Raw genomic sequence first — 24,082 nt, 5'->3', positions numbered from 1 at the left:
TTTCCGGACACCATTCTTGTCAGCCCGGGAAAATGTGGGAACAATAAAAAACGGATTGTACGGGCAGGGGAGACCGGGTCAGATCTTTTTCTTCCTGCCGCTTGCATCCCGGGTGTAATGCCCGAATTCACTCTTTTTGAGTTGTTCGCCAGAGAAGACCGGGCCGTCCCGGCAGACACGCAGGCCCTCGTGATCGATGCAGCAGGAACCGCAGATGCCCACACCACATTTCATGTACCGGTGAAGAGAAAATTCCGTTTTAGCGGCAAACCCGATAGTATCGACAGCAGCAAGCACCGCACGCATCATCGGCTCCGGCCCGCAGACCGCAATCCTGTCGTACACTGCAGGGTTGATTTCTTTGAAGAGATCGGTGACGTACCCGTGCTGCCCAAGGGATCCGTCATCAGTTGCAATAATAACATCGGTGCTCTCGTCCAGCTGGTCGACAAAGAGGAGTTCCTTTTCGGTCCGTGCACCAAGGAGCAGGGTCATCACACAGTCCGACCGGGCGAGCGGGAGAAGCGGTGCTGCTCCCACACCCCCGCCAATTGCAAGCATCTTCTCGCCCCGGGTAAAACCCTTCCCATAGGGGCCGCGTATTCCCAGTCCCATCCCCACGCGGAGATCAAACATGGCGCCGGTTGCATCGCCGGCTTTCTGGACCGTGACACTGTTTGGCGAGGAGAGCGCCATGGGAACCTCGTCTACCCCCGGGACCCAGACCATAACGAACTGGCCCGGCTCAAACGCAAATGTGCGATCGAAAAAGAACGTCTTTACCGAGGGGGTCTCTGTTTTTATCTCGGTGAGGGTCACCTGCACCGGCAGCTGCTCATCCATGGGCACACCCTATGATCTCTGCGGGATCGATCCCTTTCTTTGCGTACAGGTCGTTTTTTATGGTTTCAAAGACGGTGATGTCATGCTTCTGCACGGCACTGCCAATCTCAACGGCACAGGCCCCTGCCATCATCATCTCAATCACGTTATCGGCAGAAGAGATCCCGCCGCACCCAATAATGGGGAGGGAACAGGCTTCATACAGTTCATAGACACAGCGGACAGCCACCGGGAATATGGCTTCCCCGGAAAGGCCGCCGTACCGGTTTCCCAGCACCGGCCGCCGGAGTGCAGTGGATATGCGCATGGCTTTTACCGTGTTAACGGCCACAATTGCCGACGCGCCCCCACGCTCTGCTGCCTTTCCGATTGCCGTTATATCCGTGACATTCGGTGTCAGTTTCACCCAGGTAGGCATACCAAGAGTACTGACTGCACGCGTGCATTTTTCCACAAGATCCGGGTTCACACCTATAGAGGCCCCATAGCCTTCCGCATGGGGGCAGGAGAGATTGAGCTCAAGGCCGGCGGCCATCCCCTTAAACCACCCGGCCACTTCTGCAAATTCCTCCGGGTCCCCGCCAAAGATACTTACTATCACCGGCTTACTCCCAAGACCCGATAATTCCCCGGTAAATTCCCTTGAGGGATTGGGGAGCCCCATAGCATTGAGGATCCCGTCGTCAAGCAGGGCGATACAGGGACCAGCATGCCCGTCTTTTGGCTGCGGGCCGATCGATTTTGTCACTACGCCACCAGCACCGCAGGCAAGCACCCTTGATAACGATGCGCCGGTTGTCCCGAGAACGCCGGCAGCAAGAAGGAGATGGTTATTGAGGGTCACGCCGCCTATCGTCACCGGTTCCGTCCTGAGTACGACCATCCATCAGAAGATGGACGTGATGTGTTATAAAGGACATCTTTAACACCGGCAGACTCGATCCTGTTGTCGACAGTCACTTAAATCGGTGGGATCCATAGGTAATGCAGGAGAAAGGATATGACGAGGCTTGCAGTGATGGGGGTTGGGAGGATCGGGGGAGAGGTAGCCTCCCTTGCCACCCTCATGGGGCTCGCTGATGAACTGGTGCTGTACGACCAGGATCCCACCTTTCTCCGGGCTCAGGTCCTCGATATCAGCCATACCGGTCTTCCGGTTTTTCTTTCTACCGATCCCAGCGACATAAAGGATGCCGACATCTGCGTATTTGCTGCCGGCCTGCCCCGTAACCCGGATATAAAAACCCGGGCGGATCTTCTTGCGGCAAATCTTCCGGTAGTCCGGGCCTGTGCCGGGCTGCTTGATGGTTTCTCCGGTATTCTGGTCACTGTAACAAATCCCATGGACATAAACAACTACCTCCTCCACCGGCTCACCGGCCTGCCCCGGGAGCGCTGCATCGGCTTTGGCGGCCAGCTGGACAGCGCACGGTTTGCCTTAGCTCTGCACCGGCGGGGTCTTAACGGTCCTGCGGCTGTACTCGGGGAGCACGGCGAACACCAGGTACCGGTATTTTCCCGGCTCAAGAGGCCAATCGAAGAAAACCTGCGTCTTGAGATTCTCCAGGAACTCCAGGGATCAAGCATGGATGTGATCAAAGGCAAGGGGGGCACGGTCTTTGGGCCGGCATACCATATCATCACACTCCTGAAAATGCTGCTTTCCGGAACAAAGGAAACGATCCCCTGTTCTGCGGTGCTTAAGGGGGAGTACCAGCTTTCGGACTGTTCGCTTGGTGTTCCTGCCCGGATCGGGACGGATGGAATCCGGGAGATTGTCACCTGGGATCTTGACCGGTGGGAGCAGGAAAAAATGGCTGATGCAGGAGCGTTTGTCCGGAATCTCTGTCGTACGGTGGTGCCATAGATCATGCCCACCCAAGTGATGCGATCTGCAGATATCCTTGCCGTGGCCCGGGCCAATGAGGAAAACATTCCGGTGACGATCGCGATTAACCAGGTGGAGTATAGCAATACTCCTGACGGACCGGTGATTCATATTTTCGGACGGGATACAGGAAGTACCGCCCACCGGATCGATGTCACCGGCTTCCTCCCCTACTTCTATGTGCCTGAAGAGCAGGTAGGGCAGATCCCCCCGGCCCGGGTGACCGTTGAGCCCGATACCCTTTACCGCTCGATCCGGGGAGAGAAACTCAGACGACTGTATACCACAAGGCCAGGTGATGTCCGGGAGATCCGGGAGAGATACCGCCATTTCGAAGCAGACATCCCGTTTGCAACACGGTTTATGATCGACTGCGGCCTGACCGGTGCCGTTACCTCACCTTCCACTACGGTGGAGTACCAGGCCCTTATTCCCGCGGAATCCGATGCCCCGGCCCGCGTCTGCATGATCGATATCGAATGTGAGGATGAGCGCGGTTTCCCGGATGCGCAAAGGGATGCGATCATCTGTATCACCTGTTACGATTCGTTCGACAATGATTATACCACGTTTCTTCTCGGAAGCGCCATACTGCCGGGTGAGATTGCGGAAAAAGAGGCTGCGGGGGGGCTTAAAAACGGCTGTTTCAAAAAGGGCGTCCACACCATCTGCACCTATGACAACGAAGCGTCAATGCTCCGGGAGTTTGGCGCATACATTGCAAGGCGCGATCCTGATGTCCTTTCGGGATGGAATTTCGTTGATTTCGATATGCCCTATATCACCGGCCGTATGGAAAAACTTGGTCTCTCCCCGGTCCTTCTTGCCCGTCTCCCCGGCATGACCGAGAGGAACGCTGTCCGCGGCAGAGCACTCTTTGATCTCCTGACCGGTTACAAAAAGATGCATTCGACCCTCAAGGAATCCTACCGCCTCGATGCCGTTGCCGAGGAAGAAGTGGGTGAGAGGAAAGTAAGGTATACCGGCACTATCTCGGACCTCTGGAGAAAGCAGCCGGCCCTCCTCGTAGAGTACAACTTTAAGGATGTCGAGCTCTGCGTTGCGATCGACCGGAAAGACTCTATTGTGAGCTTTTACCGGGAGATCGCCCGGTATGTCGGGTGCCCCCTTGACAAGACCCTGAATTCATCGAGTGTGATCGATGTGTATATCCTGCGCAAGGCGCACGGGAAGTACATTCTTCCCTCGAAGGGTTTTGCAAATGCCGAAGAATTTGAGGGTGCCACGGTCTTTGAACCCAGTAAAGGGGTGAGGGAGAACGTGGTGGTGCTCGATCTCAAATCGCTCTACCCCATGGCGATGATGACCATCAACGCCTCTCCCGAAACAAAGGATCCCGAAGGCGAGCTCAAAGCGCCAAACGGCATCCGGTTCCGCAAACAACCCGACGGGCTGACAAGGAGCATTCTCTCGGAACTGTTAAAGGAGAGGGATGCAAAAAAGAACCTCCGCAATACCTTCCCTTACGGCTCGGCGCAGTACGTTCTCTACGATATGCAGCAGAATGTGCTCAAGGTGATCATGAACACCTACTACGGTGTTTCAGGCTATACCCGGTTCCGGCTTTTTGACCGTGAGATCGGGGCAGCAGTCACCTCGGTAGGCCGGGCCATTATCGAACACACCCGTCACGTCATCGAACAGGAGGGCTATAAAGTTATTTACGGGGATACGGATTCCTGCATGGTGCAGATCCCTCCCCTTGACCGGGAAAAGACCATCGAGACCGCAAGAACGCTTGAGAAAAAACTCAATACAAGTTACCAGGACTTTGCCCGGAACGTGCTGAATGCCGATACCCATTACTTCTCGATCAAGTTCGAGAAGATCTATGCTCGGTTTTTCCAGGCGGGAAAGAAGAAGAGGTATGCCGGCAGGCTTGTCTGGAAAGAGGGAAAAGAAGCAGATCAGATCGATATTGTGGGTTTTGAGATCCGGCGCAGCGATACCCCGCAGATCACCAAGATCGTGCAGTCGAAGGTGATGGAATCGATTCTTGCCGGAGCAGACTTTGCAGAGATCAAGACCTACCTTGGAGAGATCATTACAAAATACCGCGCCGGTAAATTTTCCCTTGATGAAGCAGGGATCCCGGGCGGGATCGGCAAGTCCCTTGACGATTACGAAACCGATGATGCGCAGGTTCGGGGAGCACGGTATGCAAACCAGTACCTGCACACGGAGTTTGGGAAGGGCAGCAAACCCAAGCGCATCTACATCAAAACCGTGACCGGGAAGTACCCCAAAACAGATGTGCTCTGTTTTGAGTATGCCGATCAGGTGCCAAAAGAATTTGTCCCGGACTGGGAGCTGATGCTTGAAAAGACTATCGAGCAGCCGATATCACGAATTATCGAGGCGCTGGGCTGGACATGGAAGGATGTCGATCCCTCGCATACAACACTTGCCCGGTGGGGATTTGGATAATTTTCCGGGATGCAAAAACGAGGGGATGCTCCATCCGGCGCGATGAACGGGCCTGATATCCCGTTTCCCTCCATAATTCTGGAAATATCCCAAAATACAGGATTTTGTCTGCTTTCTTTTCAAATGCCGCTTTCCTTGTGGGTCTTTATGCCCCGGATAATAGAAAACTATTAATATCCATTTGTGCAATGAGGAATCAGAGACGATGACGGAGAAACGCCGTGTAGCCGGGTGGTTGCCATCCTTAGTAACCCGCCATAATGAAGTGAATGCATGACAGGACAACCATCTCTCATGGGGGAACGAGAAGAAAGTTTTGTAGACCTCTGGCTGTTTATTATCGTTGCCACAACCATCATTGCAATCCTCATCAACATTCTTGCGCTCCATTATGGAACAGCGGCCGTGGCTGCAAATCTTCTCTATATCCCGATTGTCCTTGCAGCGTACTGGTACCCCCGCTGGGGAATCTCGTACGCAATCGGGGTCTCTGCCCTGTTTATTGCCATTGTCGCTTTCGTGACCGGGGGTACGGTTGCCCAGGTAGCGGCTTCCTTTGTTACATGCCTTGTGGTTATCGGGGTAGCAGCGGTTGTTTCAAGCCTTGCCATTCATATGCGCAAAAACGAGGTAAAATACCGGGGTATCTTCAACCATTCTGAGGCAGGTATCGGCCTTGTGAATAACCCGGATCATAAAGTAAATGAGGTAAACCGACGCTTTGCAGATACACTCGGGTACGAGCCCGCCGAAATCGAAGCAAGAACATTCGTTGACCTGTGGGCCGATGCGGCAGACCGGGACCGGTTTTTCCAGCGCCTTGCCAGCCAGGGTAATGTGGAGAACCTGGAAACCCGGTTTGTGACAAAGGGCGGCGCCACCCGGTGGATGCTGCTTTCTGCAGGAATGCTTCCGGATGACCAGTTTGTCTGTACGATCGTAGATATTACCGCCCGTAAGCAGGCCGAGGAATCGCTTATTATCAAAGATCATGCGATCAGTTCCTCGCTGAATGCGATTGCGATTATGGATCTTGATTTTTCGATCACGTACGTGAACCATTCTCTGATTTCCATGATGGGCTCCCGCAGCGAAAGGGAGTTTGCCGGCACAAATCTCTGGAAATGTATGGCATCACCTCAGGAGATCGAAAAGATACGGGACACACTCTCGCACAAAGGGAGCTGGCTTGGCGAGATCCTGCTCAAAAAAACGGATCAGACGCAGTTTTATGTCATGCTTTGGATTAACCTGGTAAGGAATGAGACCGGCAACCCGGTCTGCATCATGGCCTCGTTTATAGATATCACCGACCGCAAGCAGATGGAATCCGTAAAACGGCAGGCCCTGGAGCAGATTGAGAAGAATATCGAGCAGTTTGCCATCCTTGGCGATCACATCAGGAATCCGCTTGCTGTCATTGTCGGTCTCTCCAGTCTTGCACCCGGGGATGTATCGGATAAGATCATCCTGCAGGCCCGTGAAATCGACCGGATCGTAACCCAGCTCGACATGGGCTGGATAGAATCGGAGAAAGTGAGGGAATTTATCAAGCGGTATTACATGGTAGGTATCCAGGATATCAGCGATACCGGTGGGGCCCGGGAAGGCCTGGTTCGCTGACAATCGCGAAAGGTTATATTTTCCCGGGCGGAATCAGCAGGCGTAACCTTCCCACAGGTCAAGAGCGTTTTTTCTGTTTTGTATTCTCCTTGTGTCCGGTGTAACTCCCGGCTTCCTTAAGCCTCTCGTTGAGTTTTTTCACCTGTTCCCGGAGCGCGATCGCCCTCTCGAAATCGAGGCTGTCCGCGGCATCCCGCATCTGTTTCTCGAGCTCGATCACAACATTGGGGATCTCTGCTTTGGGCACGTGCTTTGTGTCCTTAATCTCCACCTCTTTTTCCTTGACCGGCTTTATGATGGTCTGCGGAGTGATGTGATGATTTTCGTTATACGCGATCTGCATCTCGCGCCGGCGCCTTGTCTCGGAAATTGCAGATTTCATGGAGTCAGTCATGGAATCTGCGTACAGCACAACGTTCGCATTCACGTTCCGGGCTGCCCTGCCGATGATCTGGATCAGGCTGCGGGTATCGCGGAGAAATCCTTCCTTGTCGGCATCAAGGATCCCGATGAATCCTACTTCAGGAATATCAAGCCCTTCCCGCAGGAGGTTGATCCCAACCAGCACATCGAATTTGCCCAGCCGTAATTCGCGGATGATCTCAGTACGCTCCAGGGTCTGGATCTCCGAATGGAGATACCGGGTTCGGATCCCTTTGTCTGCAAGATACTCGGAAAGTTCCTCAGCAAGTTTCTTCGTGAGTGTGGTCACAAGCACCCGGTCTCCCCGGGCAATGGTCTTTTTGACCTCCTCGATTACATCAAGGGTCTGTCCTTCGATCGGCCTGACCTCGACTGAGGGATCGACAAGACCGGTGGGGCGGATGATCTGCTCGACCACCTGCGTGGAATGTTTTAATTCGTACGGGCCGGGTGTCGCCGAGACAAAAACCACCTGTCGCATGTACTGCTCGAACTCGAAGAACTTCAGGGGACGGTTGTCGAGCGCGGAGGGAAGGCGGAACCCATAATTCACCAGTGTCTCCTTGCGCGAGCGGTCGCCGTTGTACATACCGTGCAGCTGCGGGATCGTCTGGTGGCTCTCATCGATGATCAGCAGGAAGTCATCGGGGAAATAGTCGAGCAGACAGTAGGGTTTCTCGCCGGCTTTCCTCCCATCGAAGTGCCGCGAATAATTTTCGATTCCCTTGCAGGAGCCGGTCTCGCGGATCATTTCGAGATCGAAATTTGTCCGCTGCCTGAGGCGGTGTGCCTCGACAAGTCCCAGTGTGGGAAGGACTTCGTCGAGCTCTTCCTGTATCGACGCAACAGCAGTTTTCTGTGCGCTCTCCGGGGTGACAAAGTGGCGGGCAGGATACACGTAAAAATATTTCATCTCCTCTTTTTTGGCCCCGGTATTTTTGTCCACCTCACGGATCTTCTCGATCTCGTCTCCGAAGAGTTCGATCCGGATAATGTCATTGAAGTACCCGGGAACAATATCAATGATGTCGCCCTTGACCCGGAACCGGCCCGGTGAGAGGTCGATATCGTTCCTCTCGAACTGGATATCCAGAAGCCGGCTCATGATCTCGTTTCGCGGGATCTTCTGGCCGACAGAAAGATCGAACCCGAGATTCCGGAAGTTTTCGGGATTGCCCAAACCAAAGATACAGGAGACCGAGGCAACCACGATCACATCGCGCCGGTGGGAGAGCGAGGCCGTGGCAGAAAGGCGGAGCATCTCAATTTTCGGGTTGATCGCAGAATCCTTCTCAATGTACTGGTCCTTTGCCGGGATATAGGACTCGGGCTGGTAATAATCATAATAAGAAACGAAATACTCCACCCGGTTGTGCGGGAAGAAATCACAGAACTCCTGGTAGAGCTGGGCGGCAAGAGTCTTGTTATGGGCTATCACCAGCGTCGGCTTATTGGCAGCGGCGATCACGTTTGCCATAGTAAACGTCTTGCCTGACCCGGTGACCCCAAGCAGAGTCTGGAACCGGGCGTTATCAGCAAGGCCGTCGCTAAGCTGTGCAATTGCTTCCGGCTGCGATCCGGCCGGGAGAAAAGACGATACGAGCTCGAAACCAGTCACGGTGCTTAAGTGTTTTTACCGGGATATAAAAAGGGATGGGAATGCGGCATGAAGGTGATGCCGTCACTTCGGTTTGTAGTAGCCCCACTTGGCAAGGGCCTCTTTGAGTTCCTTTGCTTTTTTTGCTTTCTCATCGAGCGTGATCCCTTCCTGCCATGCCTCGATCGCCTGCATGGTCGCCTTTGCCCCGGCCCTGGTTCCTTTCGGGTGGCCGTGGATACCTCCGGAGACAAGCAGCACAAGATCCGTGCCGTAGATATCGAGCACATCGGGAACAAGGCCCGGGTGCAGGCCGCCGGATGAGACCGGGAATGCCGTCTTTATCGTTCCCCAGTCCTGAGCAAGGCACTGGTGGGAGACTTCCTGTATCTTCTGCTTTCGCAGGAGATCGGCAAGAAGAATCGATTCGGTCTTTGTCCCGGTAAGCTTGCCCACTGCGGTCCCGGTATGGATCTGGGAGACCCCTATCAGGCGCATGAGCTTTGCGAGGAAGTACATAGTCATCCCGTGCTTTTTGTTCCGATCGAATGCCGAATGAAATGCGCGGTGGGCGTGGATCGCAAGGCCGAGATCGGAACAGTAGTCCCGCATCGTCATGACGCTCGCGGTTCCGGCAACTACTACATCGATCATCGCGTAGTTCCAGCCGTACTCAACGAGCAGGTCGGCCCGCTTCTTCATCGTCTCCACATCGGCAGAAATGTTGAGAAATGCCGATTTTTTCTCACCGGTCTCCTTTTCTGCCTTATCGCGGAGCTTCGTCATATATTTCACACGGTCATCGAACCGGTTAAACGATGTCGAAGTGAGGTTTTCATCGTCCTTGACGAAATCGAATCCACCCATCCAGGTCTCGTACCCGATCTCGGCGTGCTCCTTTGCCGAAAAACCAATCTTTGGCTTGGGCACGGCACCGGTAAGTGGCCGGCCACGGATCCCCATCATCTTCCGGATCCCGTCCATCCCGAAATGGGGGCCTTTGAATTCCCGGGTGTACGCGGAGGGAAGGGTCGCATCAATGAGGCGCAGGTTTTTGAGCGCTTTCATACCAAAGATATTGCCCGCGATCCCGCTCAGCAGCTGCACGGCATTTCCTTCTTCCCAGAGTGCGAGTGGGTAGGCGACCTTGACATAGTGGCCATCAAATTCAAACGCCTTTGCCTCCAGTTTCTTCATCCGTGGAGGCAGTGTGGCAAGCGTTGTCCAAGTGCCAGTCGAGCTTTCGGAAGCGATCCGTCCGGCCGCCTCCTTGTCGGTTATTCCTGCTGCCGGTTCAAAGTAAAAAAGACAGACAAGATCATCATTAGCGGGTTTGTAGTTCGGATCAACGAATTCATTGTACCAATCGATTGCCATAAGCTATCCCTGTACCTACAAATGCAGGCATGATTCAAAAATCTTGAGTTTGGGCAGAACATTCCCCAGAATAAATATCGGGAAAAATAGCCGGTATTATTTCGAAATGCTCAATATCTTGTTTGTGTTATAGTGATAGCAAATATTATACACCCGCCATAGCGGATGTCCGAGATGAACGGATGATCCTCCAGTATTCCCCGTTTTTTTTCCCCCTTCTCCTGTCCGGAGGGCTGACCGGTATTATAGCCTATATCAGCATACGGAACCGTTCCAACCCGGTGGCCCTGCCGTTTGCAGTCCTTATGGGTGCAGTCACGCTCTGGACAACCGCATACGCAGTGCAGCTGATCACAGCCGATCTGGCCACCACCCTGTTCTTCACGGATCTGGAGTATATCGGGATTGTAACCGTACCTGTGGCCTGGCTGCTGGTTGTCCTGTGTTATACCGGTCGTCCCCGGTATGTCACGGCCCGGAATGTCGGCCTGCTCATGATAGTGCCTGCCATTGTAGTCCTGCTGGTGGCAACAGATCCCCTTCACCATCTCTATTATTCCCTGATATACCCCGGGCAGGTTGCGGGCTCTGTTCTCTGGATCTTTACAAGGGGGCCGCTTTTCTGGATAAATGTCGGCTATAATTACATTCTGCTGATAGTCTCCCTTATCCTCCTTGCTTCGCGCTTTTCCGGCGCTCCTGCAGTATACCGGAGGCAGATCCTGATCCTCGGGATAGCCGTGATCGTGCCGGTACTGGCAAACTTTGTCTACCTCTCGCCCATTGACCCGGTCCCAGGCCTGGATCTGACCCCCTTTACCTTCACAGCGGTAGGAATCATTCTGGCGGTTGGTCTCTTTCGCTACCATCTCTTCCTTACCCTGCCGGTTGCGTATCCGCAGGTCTTCTCTGCTATAAGTGATGGCATTATTGTTGCCGACATCAGCAACCGGATCCTTGACCTCAACCCCGCAGCCCAAACGATCGCCCAGGTACCGGGCGAACTTATTGGCAAGGTCATTACCTCCCCCTTTCCCCAGTTATCCGTGTTTGTTGCCAATGACGGCTGCATAGCAGAAAGCCATCAGGAGATCGTAATCCCAAATGAAAGCAGCTCCCGGTGGTACGATGTCACGTGCCGGCAGCTTCGTATCTCCGGCCAGTCACCGACCGGACATCTCTTTATACTCCGCGACATCACCGACCGCCATATGGCTCTCGATGCTCTTGCTTCCGCTCACCGGAAACTCAACCTCCTTTCTACGGTTACCCGGCACGATATGATGAACAAGCTTACCGGTCTCATGGTATACCTTGACCTGATCAGGAGTACCCATGATCCGGCCGTACGGGACAGGTACCTCCGGCAGGTAGACGAAATTGCACGGATGATCCGGGATGAGGTTGCCTTTACCCGGGATTACCAGGAGATGGGGGTGAAATCACCTGCCTGGCAGGATCTCTCTGCCTGCATAGCCTCGGCAAAGAGTCAGGTTGATCTGGGGAAAATACGGGTAACAGAGGACTGCAGGGGAACCGAGCTGTTTGCGGATCCACTGCTGGTCAAAGTGATCATCAATCTCCTGGAAAACGCCGTCCGGCATGGAGGCAGCCGGTTGAGCATGGTCCGGTTCTCCTGCCGGCATGAAGGAGATTCCCTGGTTATCGTCTGCGAAGATGATGGTACCGGAATCGGGGATACAGACAAGGGGCGGCTCTTTGCCCGGGGTTTTGGAAAAAACACCGGACTTGGGCTCTTCCTCTCACATGAGATTCTCGCTGGCACCGGTCTTTTTATTCGCGAAAACGGTATCCCGGGGCAGGGGGCACGCTTCGAGATCACTGCTCCGTCGGGATCTTTCCGGGTTACAGGGGATACCTTTCTCAGGTAGGGGAGAGATCCTGTGCTGTGGCTTGACCTGACGGTCATCCCGGTGCTCGCCTCATAATTCGGGGAGAAACGGGCACCCCGGATATCCCCGGCAGAAGGGTTGGTAGCCATGGGGATCGGACGGATCACCATCCGGTGGCTACCCCGTTCATGGGCTAAAAGCCGGATACCGCATCCTGCCTTTTCCCCGTTATATTTTTACCAAAAATAGTGCTTTTCAGCCATCCCAAATATGCGATTAGGAAAAATATCCCGGTCACGCAGGAAGTGTTTACACTGCTGCGGTTGTAAGCGTCGGCACATAGGGGGGTTTTCCCGTTGTAGAGTTTACGAGAATGTTCACCTCAGCCCCGGGACTGTTTCTAAAAGCCTGAGTGATCATGGAGCCGTTGTTGTAGACTTCCACGGTCAGGTTGTTCCCGGATAAATCCAGCTTCTGGAACCCGGCCTGTACCAGTGCAGTGGCGTCTTTTACCAGGTACACCTGATCTCCGCTTCCCCGTACTTCAGTGAGACTTCCCGGATTCCCGTACTTCCCGTAATACGTCCCGTTGTAGGTCACCCTGATCCATATTCCCTGTTGAGGGATCCCACCGGTGGGAACCGGTGTTGCACCGGATAACGGCGTCAGGGAGGGGGCAGGAGTCTGCAGTTCTCCTCCTTTTCCCTGTTCCAGAAAGGGCGGGGCGGCAAGGAACACAATGGCACCGAGGAGAAGGAAAATAACAACGGCCACGGCAATGATGCCGGTTACCGGCATCCTCTGTTTTTCCGGTGGCGCTGCGGATGGCTGCACTGTGGGTTTAGTTCCTGCCGGTACACCGGCAGAATGGACAGGATCGGGCAAGGCACTGGAAGTAGATACAGAGAGGACCGGGAAAACAACCGTTTCAGGCAGCCCGGACGGTCCCGATGACGCAGCAGGAAGAACGGGTTCAGCTTCCCCGGCCCCGAGCGGTTCCGTTTCCTCGATCTGCCGGGACAGCTCTTCAAGGTTCCCGACAGGTCCTGCCACAGGATCTTCCCGCCCGGCAAAACTTTCGTACTCCTCAGGGTTCGAAGGTACCAGCTCCCTATAGGGAGTTACCGGCGCCGTTGCCGCAGGGGTTTGTTCCCCATAAGCGGCAGGTTCCGGATCCTTTCCTTCCGTCAGGGGCATGTTGCTGGCAGGTTCCGGTGCCAAATATTCCAGATCCGGTTCTTCCGGAATCAGCATTTCACCGGCAGGGGCAGGCTCCGGACTCTCTTTAACGGGTACATAACCTTTCTCTTCCGGCTCACTTTCGGGAACAAATTCCGGAACCTCTGCCTCGGACTCATAAAGACGGGTCCCGGCTTCAGGCAGTTCTTCTGTCTCCAGCCTCTCGGCAGAATTATCCTTGCTATCCCAAGGCACGGTCTGCATTGCAGAGAGCAGTTCCTCTGAAGGCCGGGGGCTTTGGGATACCTGGGTATGAGGGTGGGGGACATCGGGGGCGATAAACCGGCGGACCGAGGGTTGCATTCCCCGTGCCTTTTTCCCGGCAAGGGGTCTTTGGGTCTCTTCAGGTTCCTGGCGGACAGTAACAATATGCTCGATGAGTTTCTTTACCCAGAGATCGCATTCTACTGACCGGTCCTCGTACGGTTGCTCGGAAAAGATCAGGTCAAGGGTTTTTGAGGTATCGCCGTCAGTCGGATCAAGAACAGACAGGGTGATGACCGGCTCCCGTGCCGGGGTCACTGCCCCTTTGACGGAGATAATCGTGGCAAACGGGACTACCCGGGGCTCGTCACCGGTATGGCCGCTGTCAACAAGGGCAAGGCGCTGGCTGGTCAGGATCACGTCATACTCAGTGTCGCCAATAAGCACCCGGTCCGTAGTCAGGACAATGGTTTCACCACTTTTCAGGTACGGGCCGGCCATATCTTAATAGACTCCTGATCTCCTTTTTGTTGTCTGAAGTGATATGCTTTTTAGGTTATCCCGCAGTGTGCCGGAACCACGATGCTGCCGGACGGATGCTCTTGTATATGCAGATCAGGTACACAAAGGAGATAGTGAGAACGATGGCGGCAGGAAAATGCCGGTCTTTCTTAGAGAGAGTTCCTGCCCATTGCATTATTCATTTGGGGGCCACCCGTACCGGCCGGAGTTATGGCACCGTGGAAGCAGGATGTAATGGAAGGGCCCGTATGCCCTCTTTTAATTCTCCAAATTCTCTGTCAGGATTTCCCCGGCGGAGAATATACTGGTCTGCATCGGTCTCAAGAGTCTGGAACATCTCCTGGTCCGGGTCCATGCCGCTGTAGATGATAATATACGATCTGCATCCCTGCTTTCGCAGGGCCCGGACAAATTCACCTCCCGTCATTTCCGGCATCCGCCAGTCGGTAATAATCGCATCGTACCGGGAAGTGCGTGCCAGTTCCAGCGCCCGGGCCGGATCGGTAACGCAATCTGCACTGCATCCGGGATCGTCCTCAAACTCAAGACGCAGTAGTTCAAGAATATCTGCATCATCATCGACAATGAGAATTCTTGTCATAATCCGTGTGCAGATTGCACGGTGTTGCTATATAAATGGTACGCATATTTGCCGTGCAATCGGTATCGGTATAATCATAGGATATAGCCGGGACGGGGTACCGGAAAAGCCCTGCCTCAATCCTCTATCCGCGAAGAGTAGCGATAGGAAACGGCAGGAATAACTATCTCGTAGCAAACACTTTTTCCCGGCTCCCCGGTTTTTTCAAGGGTGATATCGGTCAGGGAGAGGATCTCCCTGATAATGGCAAGGCTTCGCTCTCCCATATCCTCTTCAGCAGCTGCCGGGTTTTTCGCGGTCGCTTCTGCCATAATTGCGGCATCTTCATGCTCTACGCAGATCACGATCCTGTCCTGATCCCCGCGCGAGAATATCCGGATCGATTGCGGGGGCGAGGGGGAATTTAAGGCAGTCTCAAACAGCCGTAAGAACACCCGTTCGATCTGGCGATCCGCATACACGAGAAGATTTTCGGGAAGTTCAAGGGAGAAACGGGGTGCAGAATCCCCGAACCTTTTTGCAGCTGCACCCACCAGATCCCGGATATTAAGCCATTCGGGGGAATCAGTCCCCAGGTCCTTGAAATCCCGGGTAAGGGAGATCTCGTCCCGGATCGCCTTTGCAGCCCGTTCCTGCCGATCGAGATATTCCCGGATCTCCGGGTCCGTCTCCCGTTTTCTTGCCCGGGTCAGGTAGCCCAGCAGGACCGTTACCTTGTTCTGGATATCGTGGCGGGTGATGCTGGCAAGCACGTTGAGTTTCCGGTTTGCCAGGTGCAGGGTATGCTCCATCCGCTTCCGTTCGGACACGTCCCGGACAAAACAGCATACAAACTCGCTTTTGTGATATGCAAGATACCGCAGAACTATCTCCACCGGTATCCTGGTCCCGTCTTTTTTTATCATCTCAATCTGCTGTTGTATCGTTCCTTCGCGCTTGAGATGATCCCAGACATTGTTCCAGGAATATGCGGAGGGCAGGGGAAAAAGATCGCCAAGCCCCGTAGCGGCGAGTTCAACAGCAGAATAGCCCCCGCCTTCTACAGCAGCCTTGTTTGCGTAATCCACAACACCGTTGCGGTTGATCCAGAACACCATGTCCGCCGCGTTATCCATAGCAAACTGGGTCATGAGGAGCTGCTGTTCCATGGTTTCCCTCCGCGTCATCTCGTCATAGAGCTGCCGGTTGATCTCGCGGAGTTCGTTTGTCCGTGCAATAATTGTCTCCTCGAGCATATCCTGGGTTTTTTTGAGTTTTCCCCTGACCATGACTTCTTCGGTGATATCCAGGCCGCAGGAAAAATAACCCGCCAGCTGCCCGCGATCGTCAAAGAGGGCATGGTCCCACCAGCGCTGCCAGCGCGCCTCGCCGTTTGCCATGATGGCACGAAACTCGATCATGCCTGCCGGGTACTTCGGGTTGAGCCGTGCGCGGTTGGCAGCGATCCGTTCGGTATCCTCTCCCGGGACCAGGTGCTTGAACGGCCTCCCGATCAGGTCTTCGCGGGATCGCGCCATGGCGCGGCAGTAGGGTTCGTTGACATAGAGGATGATGCCCTCGGGGCTGTACCGGACAACGTATTCAACCTGGTGATCGAGAAGTTTCTGGAATTCAGGGAACGGGGATTGAGGGTTCTGACCCACCGCTGCTTCCCCACGATCCGTGTCGGCAATAACCGCGACACCCGGTTTTCCGGTTGCAAACACAAGAGGAACAAGGATCAGGCGGAGGGAATGTTCTTCACCTTTGATGAGAAGAGATGCCTGCACTTGTTGTTCCCCGCCCTTGAATGCGGTACGGAATACCTGCTGGAGCGTACCACCCTCCGGTATCCGGAAAGGAAAGGTATCAAGCGCCCTGCCCAGGATCTGTTCACGGGAAAGACCGGCAAAGCGGGAAAAAGCCGGGTTGTAATCAGTCGCAACCCCATCCTGATCGAACGTGACAAACGGTTGGAAGCAGATCTCCCTAAGGGAATCTGCGGGAACCCGGCGGGACCGGTAATAGACTTTGGAGGTTCCGCGTTTCCTCCCGTCAGCCAGGCCCTGGATCTGCAGGAGGTCCATGTACCTGGCAACTGAATTACGGTTAAGACCGAGCAGGCCGGCTATATCAGTAATACTCAGCCCTTCCGGGTGCTGCTCAAGTTCTTCACGGATCCTTGAGATTTCTTCCTGGTGCTCCTGCATAATTCCCGTCTTAGACTCTATGTTTCAGGTTTGCACACATATATTAAAAAGTTTCTCTTTGCGAAACTTATATGCCATGCATTTAATTATGTTTATATGCAATTTTTAGCACATGATGCAATACAGCCGCAAAAGGCACAGCAAATGTGCATTCACGGCACCAGATAACACAGAGAAAACGATCGGGAGAAGTGTGCAGTATCTGCCCGATATCCGGGAAAGATCCTGCCCTGAATCGTTGTCAAAACAACGTCGGGCAGAAAAAATCCGTTTCCCGGCATCCACGATCTCCTGACAGGTGAAAGGTATTTGCCATGCAAACATCAAGCGAAGTTTCCAGTCCGATGACCATCAGGAAGAAAATCTCCCAGGGCCGGATGAACGTGCCATCGTCCCTGACTGATGATGCATATGTCTATCCATCAGGTAACATTGCTGTCGGGAGAGTCATGCTGCTTCAGGCTATCCTTCATGCTTCAGGATTAGATGAGATCAGGGAAGTCCAGGGAAGGGTGAACGTACCATGGAAGTAAAGGAAGATTCGGTATTTAAAAACGAGTTTCGGCTTGTAGATATGACTGCAAACCCGGGAGGCCTGGGCCTCCTGGCATTCGGTCTGACGACGATTATCCTGAACATGCATAATGCCGGGATATTTGCCATGGGCTCCGTGGTGTTTGCCATGGGCATCTTCTATGGCGGCCTTGCCCAAATCGTTGCAGGGCTTATGGAATGGAAAAAGAACAACACGTTCGGGATGACAGCGTTTATCTCGTACGGGTTTTTCTGGATCTCTCTGGTGTTTTTGATCCTTATGCCCATCTGGGGATGGGGGCCTGCTCTTTCCGGAGAGGGGCTTGTCTGTTTCCTTGGGATATGGGGGATGTTCTCGCTTGGGATGTTTTTGATCACATTCAGGATGGCAAAATCCATGCAGGTGGTCTTTGGCCTCCTGGTACTGCTCTTCCTCCTGCTGATCGTAGGAAATGCGCTCGGGAACAGCACCATCATCGTAATTGCCGGTATTGAAGGGATCCTCTGCGGACTCTCTGCAGTATATGTCGGCTTTGGGCAGATCATGAACGAAGTGTGGAAAGAAACAGTCGTAAGACTCGGGTGATGAAAATGGTTGAAGTACAGGATTTAACAGAGATGTTCGAGAAAAATCCGCTCGCACAGGCAGTCGTAGATGCAAACCAGAAGTTCCAGCTTGTAAACGATGGCTTCTGCAGAATGGTAGGGTTTTCCAAGGATCGCCTCATGGCAATCCGGTTCTCGGATTTCCGTGACCAGAATATGATCAGATATCTTGAGAACAGCGGGGAGTCGGTGGCAGAGTCTATCAGTACCCGGCGGACTACCCATGGAAGCAGCACGCTTGAATCCTCCTCCGGGATCCACGTTGTTGTCAGGACAAATATGCCAATCCTGAACGAACATGGGGAAGTAAAGTACGTTTATATCACGTACAATGAGATCACGTCCCATGTGAAGGTCCAGAAATATATGGAAAAAGAGGTTGCCGACCTGAGCGTGGTCTATGCGAAGATGGCAGCCGGGGACCTGACCGTGCGCCACGAGATTACCAAGCCGGATGAGGACACGAAGGCAACGTACGAACAGATTGTCAAACTCCGCGATGCCGTTCGCGGGATTGTAGTCAGTCTCGAAAAGAACATCGGGGATGTCAACAAGCAGATGCAGAACCTCACGACAACGGCTGACAATGCGAACCGGAGCATCGAGGATGCCTCAAAAGGCGTAAACCAGATCGCAAAGAATGCCGGGGTAGTCAGCGAAAATGCCCAGCATGCAGCCGAGGGCGTCGACCAGATCTCCAAGGCCATGCAGGACATGAGCGCGGCAGTTGAGGAAATCACCTCAAGTATGGAGAGTGTCACCAACCAGGCAAAGAGCGCAAACGATGCAGCAAAAGACGGTGCGATCCTTGCGGAGACAGTCAACAAGGATATGGATGAGATCACCGTGTCTACCACGAACGTACACGGGATCGTCAAAGAGATCGAGAAGCAGATGGCAGACATCAGCAAGATCATCGTGCTCATCCGCGACCTTGCCAACCAGACAAACCTGCTTGCACTGAATGCCGCAATTGAGGCAGCCCGGGCCGGAGAGCACGGCAGAGGCTTTGCCGTTGTCGCATCCGAGGTCAAATCCCTTGCCCAGGAATCCCGGTCCAGCGCGGAAAGGATCGAGGACATGATCACCCAGCTCAATGCGGCCACAAAGAAGGCAACCGACGCAATGGAGGCCTCAAAAGAGCTCGTAGACAAGGGAGTTGCCGCGTCCGCCGATGCCCTTGCCGCATTCAGGAAGATCCAGACCGCGGCAGAGACGGTAGTGAACAGTGCATCCGAGGTAGCGGCCGCAACCGAAGAACAGGCCGCAACCACCGAGGAAATTACCGCAAGCGTCCACGAAGTCGGCGGGATTATCGAGCGGACCGCAAAAGAGGCCGGGGACGCCGCAGCGGCAACCGAGGAATCTGCAGCTGCCCTTGATGAGATCACGCGGATGATCCAGACCGTCAATAATGTGGCCGTCGAGGCAATGGAAGCCAACCGGAAATTCAAGGTGGACTAATCCGGGAGATGGTGGCCATGACGGTAAAGTCAGGTGAACCATTGGCAGCGGAAAAATCCCCGTCTGCATCCCAGGGCGGCATGAGCTCCATCCAGGTCGTGGAGTTTGTGCTCGGAAACGAGCATTTCGCCATCGATCTGTTCGATGTGAAAGAAGTTGTGGAGTACACCACGATCACCAAGCTCCCCAATGTCGCTCCCTATGTCCGCGGGATCATTGATCTCCGGGGCGAGATCACGATGATCATTGACCTCAAGCACCGCCTGAACATCACCGATGCGAGCACAACCGCACTCGAAACCTCGCGGATCATTGTCCTTGATGACAAGATCACCTCATCCAAGGTTGGGATCCTGGTCGACGATGTGACCTCGGTCTCCACCTTCGAAGGCAACCAGGTCGACCATACATCCGCATCGATCAGTCACGAGGATACGGCAATCATCGGGATCATCAAGCGCAAGGTCAAGGTAAAAGACAAGGAGATAAACGAGCTTATCATCTGGATCGACATAAAAAAACTGCTCGGCGATCTCGATTCAGCGGCCTGATATCCATCAAAAGGATACTGACGCACCCGTTTCTTTTTTTTTTAGATCCGACTGAAGCCAGACCCCGGAAATATGCACGTCCCTCCGGGCACCGGCTCACATCCCGCGGGTAGCGTTCACCGGCTGACTGCAAACCCGCCGCTTCCTTATTATAGTTCCCCTCAAATACCAGTGTGATGGAAACAGGTACCGGCATGAAAGCGGTTCTTATTCTTTCAGGCGGGATGGACAGCACCACCCTCCTCTACGATCTCATCGACCAGGGATACGAGGTCAGTGCGATCACGTTCGATTACCACCAGAAACACAAAAAAGAGATCGCGTGCGCACAAAAGACCTGTGCAAAACTCTCCATTCCCCACAAAATTGTCAACCTCTCGGTGCTCAACGATCTTGCACCGTCCAGCCTGACCCGGGCCGACCGGGACGTTCCCGAAGGCCATTATGCAGAAGAGAGCATGAAACAGACGGTGGTCCCGAACCGGAACATGGTCTTTTTGAGCCTTGCCGCATCCTATGCCATCGGCATCGGGGCCGGTCACCTGTTCTACGCGGCACATGCCGGGGACCATGCAATCTACCCGGACTGCCGCCCGGTTTTTGTGAGTGCCATGAGCACCGCATTCCATCTCTGCGACTGGAACGATCTGGTGCTCCAGGTGCCCTATCTCATGCTCTCCAAGGGTGATATCGCAAAAAAAGGGATCGGTCTTGGGGTTGATTACGCCAATACCTGGTCGTGCTACAAGGGCAAAGAGCGCTCATGCGGAAAATGCGGGGCCTGCACCGAACGCCTTGAGGCATTCCGGGAAGCAGGTGCCGCCGATCCGCTGGAATACGAACCGTAAAAGATCCAAAAAAAAGTTCCTGATTTTCCCGGCCGGCGGGTCAGGGATTTTCTACAGCGAAATCTACCCGGTAGTCCTGCGTGCATTCGCCATCAAGGATCATCTCGTAGTTTTTGGTATCGCCCGGTGCAATGCTGCCGATGTAGATAGAGCGGGAGTCCCGGATCGTCCCGGTGCCGGTATTGACCAGGTTGAAGTCCAGACGCAGGTCCTGCGTGGATACGTTTCCCGCATTATACACGTATCCCGTCAGGTGGCTGTAGCAGCCCAGTCCCGGCGACCAGGAGTCCTGGTACTGGTAATGAGCATGAACAGGACCGGCCGAGTTGTCCCCGACAGTAACGGTGCTCAGGCAGCCGGCGCCCACTACAAGCGCTGCAATGATCAGAAAAAGCGATGCATACAGGACAATGTTTCTGGAGAACATACGCAGGTCTCACTCCACAAAAATCTCTAAAAAAAAAGGGAGTGTTCACTTGAGCACGAGGATGGATTCAGGTGCCCGGACAATGAGCGCAAGGCTCTCGTAGATCTGGAACTCCAAGAGATCCCCGACCGGGCCATTATACCCGACTGCGAGATCCTGGCCAAGCGCAACCGAGGCATACTGGCTGCCCGAGGCAACGAGCACGCCACCCTTCTTGAGTACCGGGGCCTTAATCACACCGTCGCCCACAATAGACGAGACGTGGTCGAGCTCGGTCCCGTCTCCCTGCGGGTACCGCCTGAGGAGGAGGTTGTACTGGGCCGGCGCAAGTGCAAGGCTGTAGGGCCCGTGGAATCCTGCTGCGTCGAGTTTGGTCACCGCATCGATAATCTGGTCTGCAGCGGCTCCGACCTTGTCCCACTTTGAAAGGGTGAGCGATCCGGCACCTTCCGCGTTGAGGAGGCCCGGGGTCCCGGCAAGGCCGTTAAAGATGATCCGGTCCTCCTTTGCCGCTGCATCCATGGCTGCACAGGCCACCGGGGCCGTGTCAAGGATGAGGTGATCGCGTTCATAGGCCGCAAGATCGCGCTTGCCCAGCGAGAACTCGGTCCGGATCAGGGAGAGCGGGAGCGAGACGCTCGCGCTAATCCCGTCCTCAAGGGCATAGTCCCCAAGGGGAATTGCCTTGAGCCCGAATCCGTACGGCCCTTCGATTGCAAGCAGCCTGCGCCCGGCAAGCTGGCCTTTTGCTGCCTGGACTGCCACATCATCGATCAGTTTCCAGGACTCTGCACCAATGGGTGCCTCGTCGCGTCCGAGATATACATTTGCCATAATTATGCCTCCTTTGTGTTCTTGAGCGAACCTATTGTCGGTTCTTCCTTTGTCACGGGTGCAGCAGCGCCGGCAGCCCCGATCTGTCCTGCAAGGGTGTCCACTTCAAGCGTTCCTTTCTTATAGAATTCATCCTCGTTACCGGTAAGGATGGAAAGGAGCCGCAGGAGTTCCCCGACATGCACGCGCTCTTCATTGGCGATATCGGTAAGGACCGCCTTTGCAAGCTCGTTGTCGGTCGCCTCTGCATGGGCCATATACCCGTGGATTGCTTCAAGCTCCCCGGCAACATCGAGCCGGACGACACGAATAAGTTCTTCTTTGGTCAGTTTGCGTTCCGGGACCATTCCGCTGAACGGGTTGAAAAAGTCAGGCATGGTATCCTCCGTAATTCTGTAAGGTCAATAGTCTCTTACGTACCATAAATACTTTTGACTCGTGGCAGGATCAGGTAATGACCTTCTTTTTCCGAAGCAGGCGATTGTAGGTGATAGCGAAACGGTGCGCCTCGTCCCGGATCTCATGGACGTAACGGAGGGCGATGCTTTTTTTGTCGAGCCTGAGCGGAAGTGCATTATGAGGAGTGTAGATCTCCTCTTCGCGTTTTGCAATCGCAATGACCGGCTGGGCGCTGGCCCCGAGCGCTGCCAACGATTCCTGTGCTGCTGAAAGCTGTCCTTTTCCCCCGTCAATAATGACAAGGTCCGGGAACGGGGCATGCTCATCGATGAGCCGGGTGTACCGCCGTTTTACCACTTCTGCGATCGAGGCAAAATCATCAATACCCTCTACGGTTTTGATCTTAAAGCGCCGGTAGCCGGACTTGTCCGGCCTGCCGTCCCGGAACTGCACCATCGATCCTACCATGGCGGTGCCGGAAAGGTGCGAGATATCAAAGCACTCGATCACGGCAGGGGGATGCGGCAGGCCAAGGGCTGCGCCCAGCTCAGCGCTCTTGAGGGTGTCGCGGAAGAACGCGATCTCCAGGTTCTTTCTTGCCAGGTCCAGGAGCTGTCTCTTCTCTCCCCGCTGCGGCACTACTATCTCTACCTGCCGGCCCTTCTTTTCCGAAAGGAACCCGGCAAGCGCGGGGTCGGTCTCGTGACCGAGGATCAGCTCGTTTGGGGGTTCGCGATCCGAGTAGTACTGAACGAGAAACTCTTCAAGGATATCTTCGCCGGCTTCAAAGGTGAACTCCTCCTTGTTTGCAAGCGTTCCCCGTTCCACATTGAACACGGTGAGGTATGCCTTCCCGTCCGTTACCTGGTACGCGATCACATCCTGATCGTACTCCCGCCGCCTCTCCACATGCTGCCGGTCCGCAAGGTGCCCGATTGCGTTAATCTCGTTTCTCAGTACGAGCGCCCGCTCGTACTCCTCACGGGATGCCCGTTCTGCCATCTCGTGCCTGAGCTCATCGAGCAGCTCGGTGGACTTCCCCTTCAGGAGCAGGGCTGCCTTTTTTACGTTCTCATCATACTCTGCCGGGCTTACCTTTCCCGTGCAGGGAGCGCTGCAGGACTGCATGTGGCGCCGGAGGCAGGGGCGCTTGGGGAGTTTTTTGCAGGTCCGCAGATGGAAGACTTTTTTTGCCACGGCAAGCACCCGGTCCCGTTCGGCCGCAGAGACAAACGGCCCAAAAAATGTGCCATCATCCGTTGCCCGCCGGGCGATCACCAGGCGCGGGAACTCTTCCCGGGTGAGCTCGATCCAGGCATAGCGCTTGGCGTCCTTGAGATCGATGTTGTACTTGGGCTGGTGCTTTTTGATGAGTGTGTTTTCGAGAAGGAAAGCCTCGGTCTCCGTGCCGGTGACAACGAAATCCACCGAGGCGATATGGGCAACCAGGCTCCGGGTCTTGGGGTCGTGATCCTTTTTTGTGAAATAGCTCGATACCCGCTTTTTGAGGTTCTTTGCCTTTCCCACATAGATGATCCTCCCGTCCGCATCTGAATAGAGGTAGCAGCCGGGGTTCTCGGGAAGGCCTGCGGTATCGATCATGGCTTACCAG

20 protein-coding genes are annotated in these 24,082 nt (G+C 54.5%); 9 read left to right on the top strand and 11 right to left on the bottom strand.

Annotated elements, in window-relative coordinates; all coding sequences use genetic code 11:
* Positions 1-78 precede the first annotated feature (78 nt).
* Positions 79-843: a dihydroorotate dehydrogenase electron transfer subunit gene (locus MBOO_RS05810; RefSeq protein WP_012106656.1), complete on the bottom strand. Its 765-nt coding sequence runs from the start codon at positions 841-843 to the stop codon at positions 79-81.
* Entirely contained in the window at positions 836-1,726 is an 891-nt protein-coding gene (locus MBOO_RS05805) for a dihydroorotate dehydrogenase (protein ID WP_012106655.1), read from the bottom strand. Before MBOO_RS05805 ends, MBOO_RS05810 begins: the two co-directional genes overlap by 8 nt.
* A gap of 117 nt (positions 1,727-1,843) precedes the next feature.
* Here MBOO_RS05805 and MBOO_RS05800 point away from each other — a divergent pair, with 117 nt between their 5' ends.
* The 3 genes from MBOO_RS05800 (at position 1,844) to MBOO_RS05790 (ending at position 6,802) form a co-directional block, all read left to right on the top strand.
* On the top strand, positions 1,844-2,710 hold the full coding sequence (locus tag MBOO_RS05800; protein ID WP_012106654.1) for a malate dehydrogenase: 867 nt from the start codon (positions 1,844-1,846) through the stop codon (positions 2,708-2,710).
* 3 nt (positions 2,711-2,713) lie between these two features.
* Positions 2,714-5,179, top strand: a complete 2,466-nt coding sequence (locus MBOO_RS05795) for a DNA-directed DNA polymerase (RefSeq protein ID WP_012106653.1) — start codon at positions 2,714-2,716, stop codon at positions 5,177-5,179.
* A 273-nt stretch (positions 5,180-5,452) separates the two neighbouring features.
* A complete protein-coding gene (locus MBOO_RS05790) occupies positions 5,453-6,802 on the top strand; it encodes a PAS domain S-box protein (protein ID WP_012106652.1) in 1,350 nt (449 codons plus the stop codon).
* Positions 6,803-6,860: 58 nt separating this feature from the next.
* Here MBOO_RS05790 and uvrB read toward each other — a convergent pair whose 3' ends face one another.
* Both uvrB and rbcL read right to left on the bottom strand, forming a co-directional pair.
* Positions 6,861-8,843: an excinuclease ABC subunit UvrB gene (uvrB, locus tag MBOO_RS05785; protein WP_012106651.1), complete on the bottom strand. Its 1,983-nt coding sequence runs from the start codon at positions 8,841-8,843 to the stop codon at positions 6,861-6,863.
* 63 nt (positions 8,844-8,906) lie between these two features.
* On the bottom strand, positions 8,907-10,199 hold the full coding sequence (gene rbcL / locus MBOO_RS05780; protein ID WP_012106650.1) for a type III ribulose-bisphosphate carboxylase: 1,293 nt from the start codon (positions 10,197-10,199) through the stop codon (positions 8,907-8,909).
* A 182-nt stretch (positions 10,200-10,381) separates the two neighbouring features.
* Between rbcL and MBOO_RS05775 the strand changes: the two genes are divergently transcribed.
* Positions 10,382-12,091, top strand: coding sequence for a sensor histidine kinase (locus tag MBOO_RS05775; RefSeq protein ID WP_012106649.1), 1,710 nt, complete (start codon positions 10,382-10,384; stop codon positions 12,089-12,091).
* A gap of 270 nt (positions 12,092-12,361) precedes the next feature.
* Here MBOO_RS05775 and MBOO_RS05770 read toward each other — a convergent pair whose 3' ends face one another.
* The 3 genes from MBOO_RS05770 to MBOO_RS05760 all read right to left on the bottom strand — a co-directional run bounded on the left by MBOO_RS05770 (position 12,362) and on the right by MBOO_RS05760 (position 16,807).
* On the bottom strand, positions 12,362-13,996 hold the full coding sequence (locus tag MBOO_RS05770) for a hypothetical protein (protein ID WP_012106648.1): 1,635 nt from the start codon (positions 13,994-13,996) through the stop codon (positions 12,362-12,364).
* 229 nt (positions 13,997-14,225) lie between these two features.
* Positions 14,226-14,618 (bottom strand): response regulator transcription factor, encoded by a 393-nt coding sequence (locus MBOO_RS05765; protein WP_012106647.1) that lies wholly within the window; start codon positions 14,616-14,618, stop codon positions 14,226-14,228.
* A gap of 116 nt (positions 14,619-14,734) precedes the next feature.
* On the bottom strand, positions 14,735-16,807 hold the full coding sequence (locus MBOO_RS05760) for a PAS domain-containing sensor histidine kinase (RefSeq protein ID WP_012106646.1): 2,073 nt from the start codon (positions 16,805-16,807) through the stop codon (positions 14,735-14,737).
* Between the two features lie 314 nt (positions 16,808-17,121).
* Between MBOO_RS05760 and MBOO_RS05755 the strand changes: the two genes are divergently transcribed.
* From MBOO_RS05755 to queC, 5 genes are all read left to right on the top strand, one after another.
* Positions 17,122-17,340: a hypothetical protein gene (locus tag MBOO_RS05755; RefSeq protein WP_048068321.1), complete on the top strand. Its 219-nt coding sequence runs from the start codon at positions 17,122-17,124 to the stop codon at positions 17,338-17,340.
* Positions 17,331-17,927: an acetate uptake transporter gene (locus MBOO_RS05750; RefSeq protein ID WP_012106645.1), complete on the top strand. Its 597-nt coding sequence runs from the start codon at positions 17,331-17,333 to the stop codon at positions 17,925-17,927. The genes MBOO_RS05755 and MBOO_RS05750 overlap by 10 nt, the downstream gene beginning before the upstream one ends.
* Before the next feature lie 5 nt (positions 17,928-17,932).
* The gene (locus tag MBOO_RS05745; RefSeq protein WP_012106644.1) at positions 17,933-19,411 is read left to right on the top strand and encodes a methyl-accepting chemotaxis protein; all 1,479 of its coding nucleotides are present in this window, start codon (positions 17,933-17,935) and stop codon (positions 19,409-19,411) included.
* A 17-nt stretch (positions 19,412-19,428) separates the two neighbouring features.
* Complete coding sequence (locus tag MBOO_RS05740; protein WP_012106643.1) at positions 19,429-19,962, top strand: chemotaxis protein CheW; 534 nt, start codon at positions 19,429-19,431, stop codon at positions 19,960-19,962.
* A gap of 176 nt (positions 19,963-20,138) precedes the next feature.
* On the top strand, positions 20,139-20,810 hold the full coding sequence (queC, locus tag MBOO_RS05735) for a 7-cyano-7-deazaguanine synthase QueC (RefSeq protein WP_232385637.1): 672 nt from the start codon (positions 20,139-20,141) through the stop codon (positions 20,808-20,810).
* Positions 20,811-20,850: 40 nt separating this feature from the next.
* On the opposite strand, the gene MBOO_RS05730 is transcribed toward queC, so the two are convergent.
* From MBOO_RS05730 to uvrC, 4 genes are all read right to left on the bottom strand, one after another.
* Entirely contained in the window at positions 20,851-21,237 is a 387-nt protein-coding gene (locus MBOO_RS05730; RefSeq protein ID WP_012106641.1) for a hypothetical protein, read from the bottom strand.
* Positions 21,238-21,282: 45 nt separating this feature from the next.
* Positions 21,283-22,071, bottom strand: coding sequence for a family 1 encapsulin nanocompartment shell protein (locus tag MBOO_RS05725; protein WP_012106640.1), 789 nt, complete (start codon positions 22,069-22,071; stop codon positions 21,283-21,285).
* A gap of 2 nt (positions 22,072-22,073) precedes the next feature.
* On the bottom strand, positions 22,074-22,448 hold the full coding sequence (locus tag MBOO_RS05720) for a ferritin family protein (RefSeq protein ID WP_012106639.1): 375 nt from the start codon (positions 22,446-22,448) through the stop codon (positions 22,074-22,076).
* Between the two features lie 70 nt (positions 22,449-22,518).
* Positions 22,519-24,072, bottom strand: coding sequence for an excinuclease ABC subunit UvrC (gene uvrC, locus MBOO_RS05715; RefSeq protein WP_012106638.1), 1,554 nt, complete (start codon positions 24,070-24,072; stop codon positions 22,519-22,521).
* Positions 24,073-24,082 lie beyond the last annotated feature (10 nt).

Source organism: Methanoregula boonei 6A8 (genome assembly GCF_000017625.1).
Taxonomy (GTDB): Archaea; Halobacteriota; Methanomicrobia; order Methanomicrobiales; family Methanospirillaceae; genus Methanoregula; species Methanoregula boonei.
This window is presented reverse-complemented; position numbering and strand designations above follow the sequence as displayed.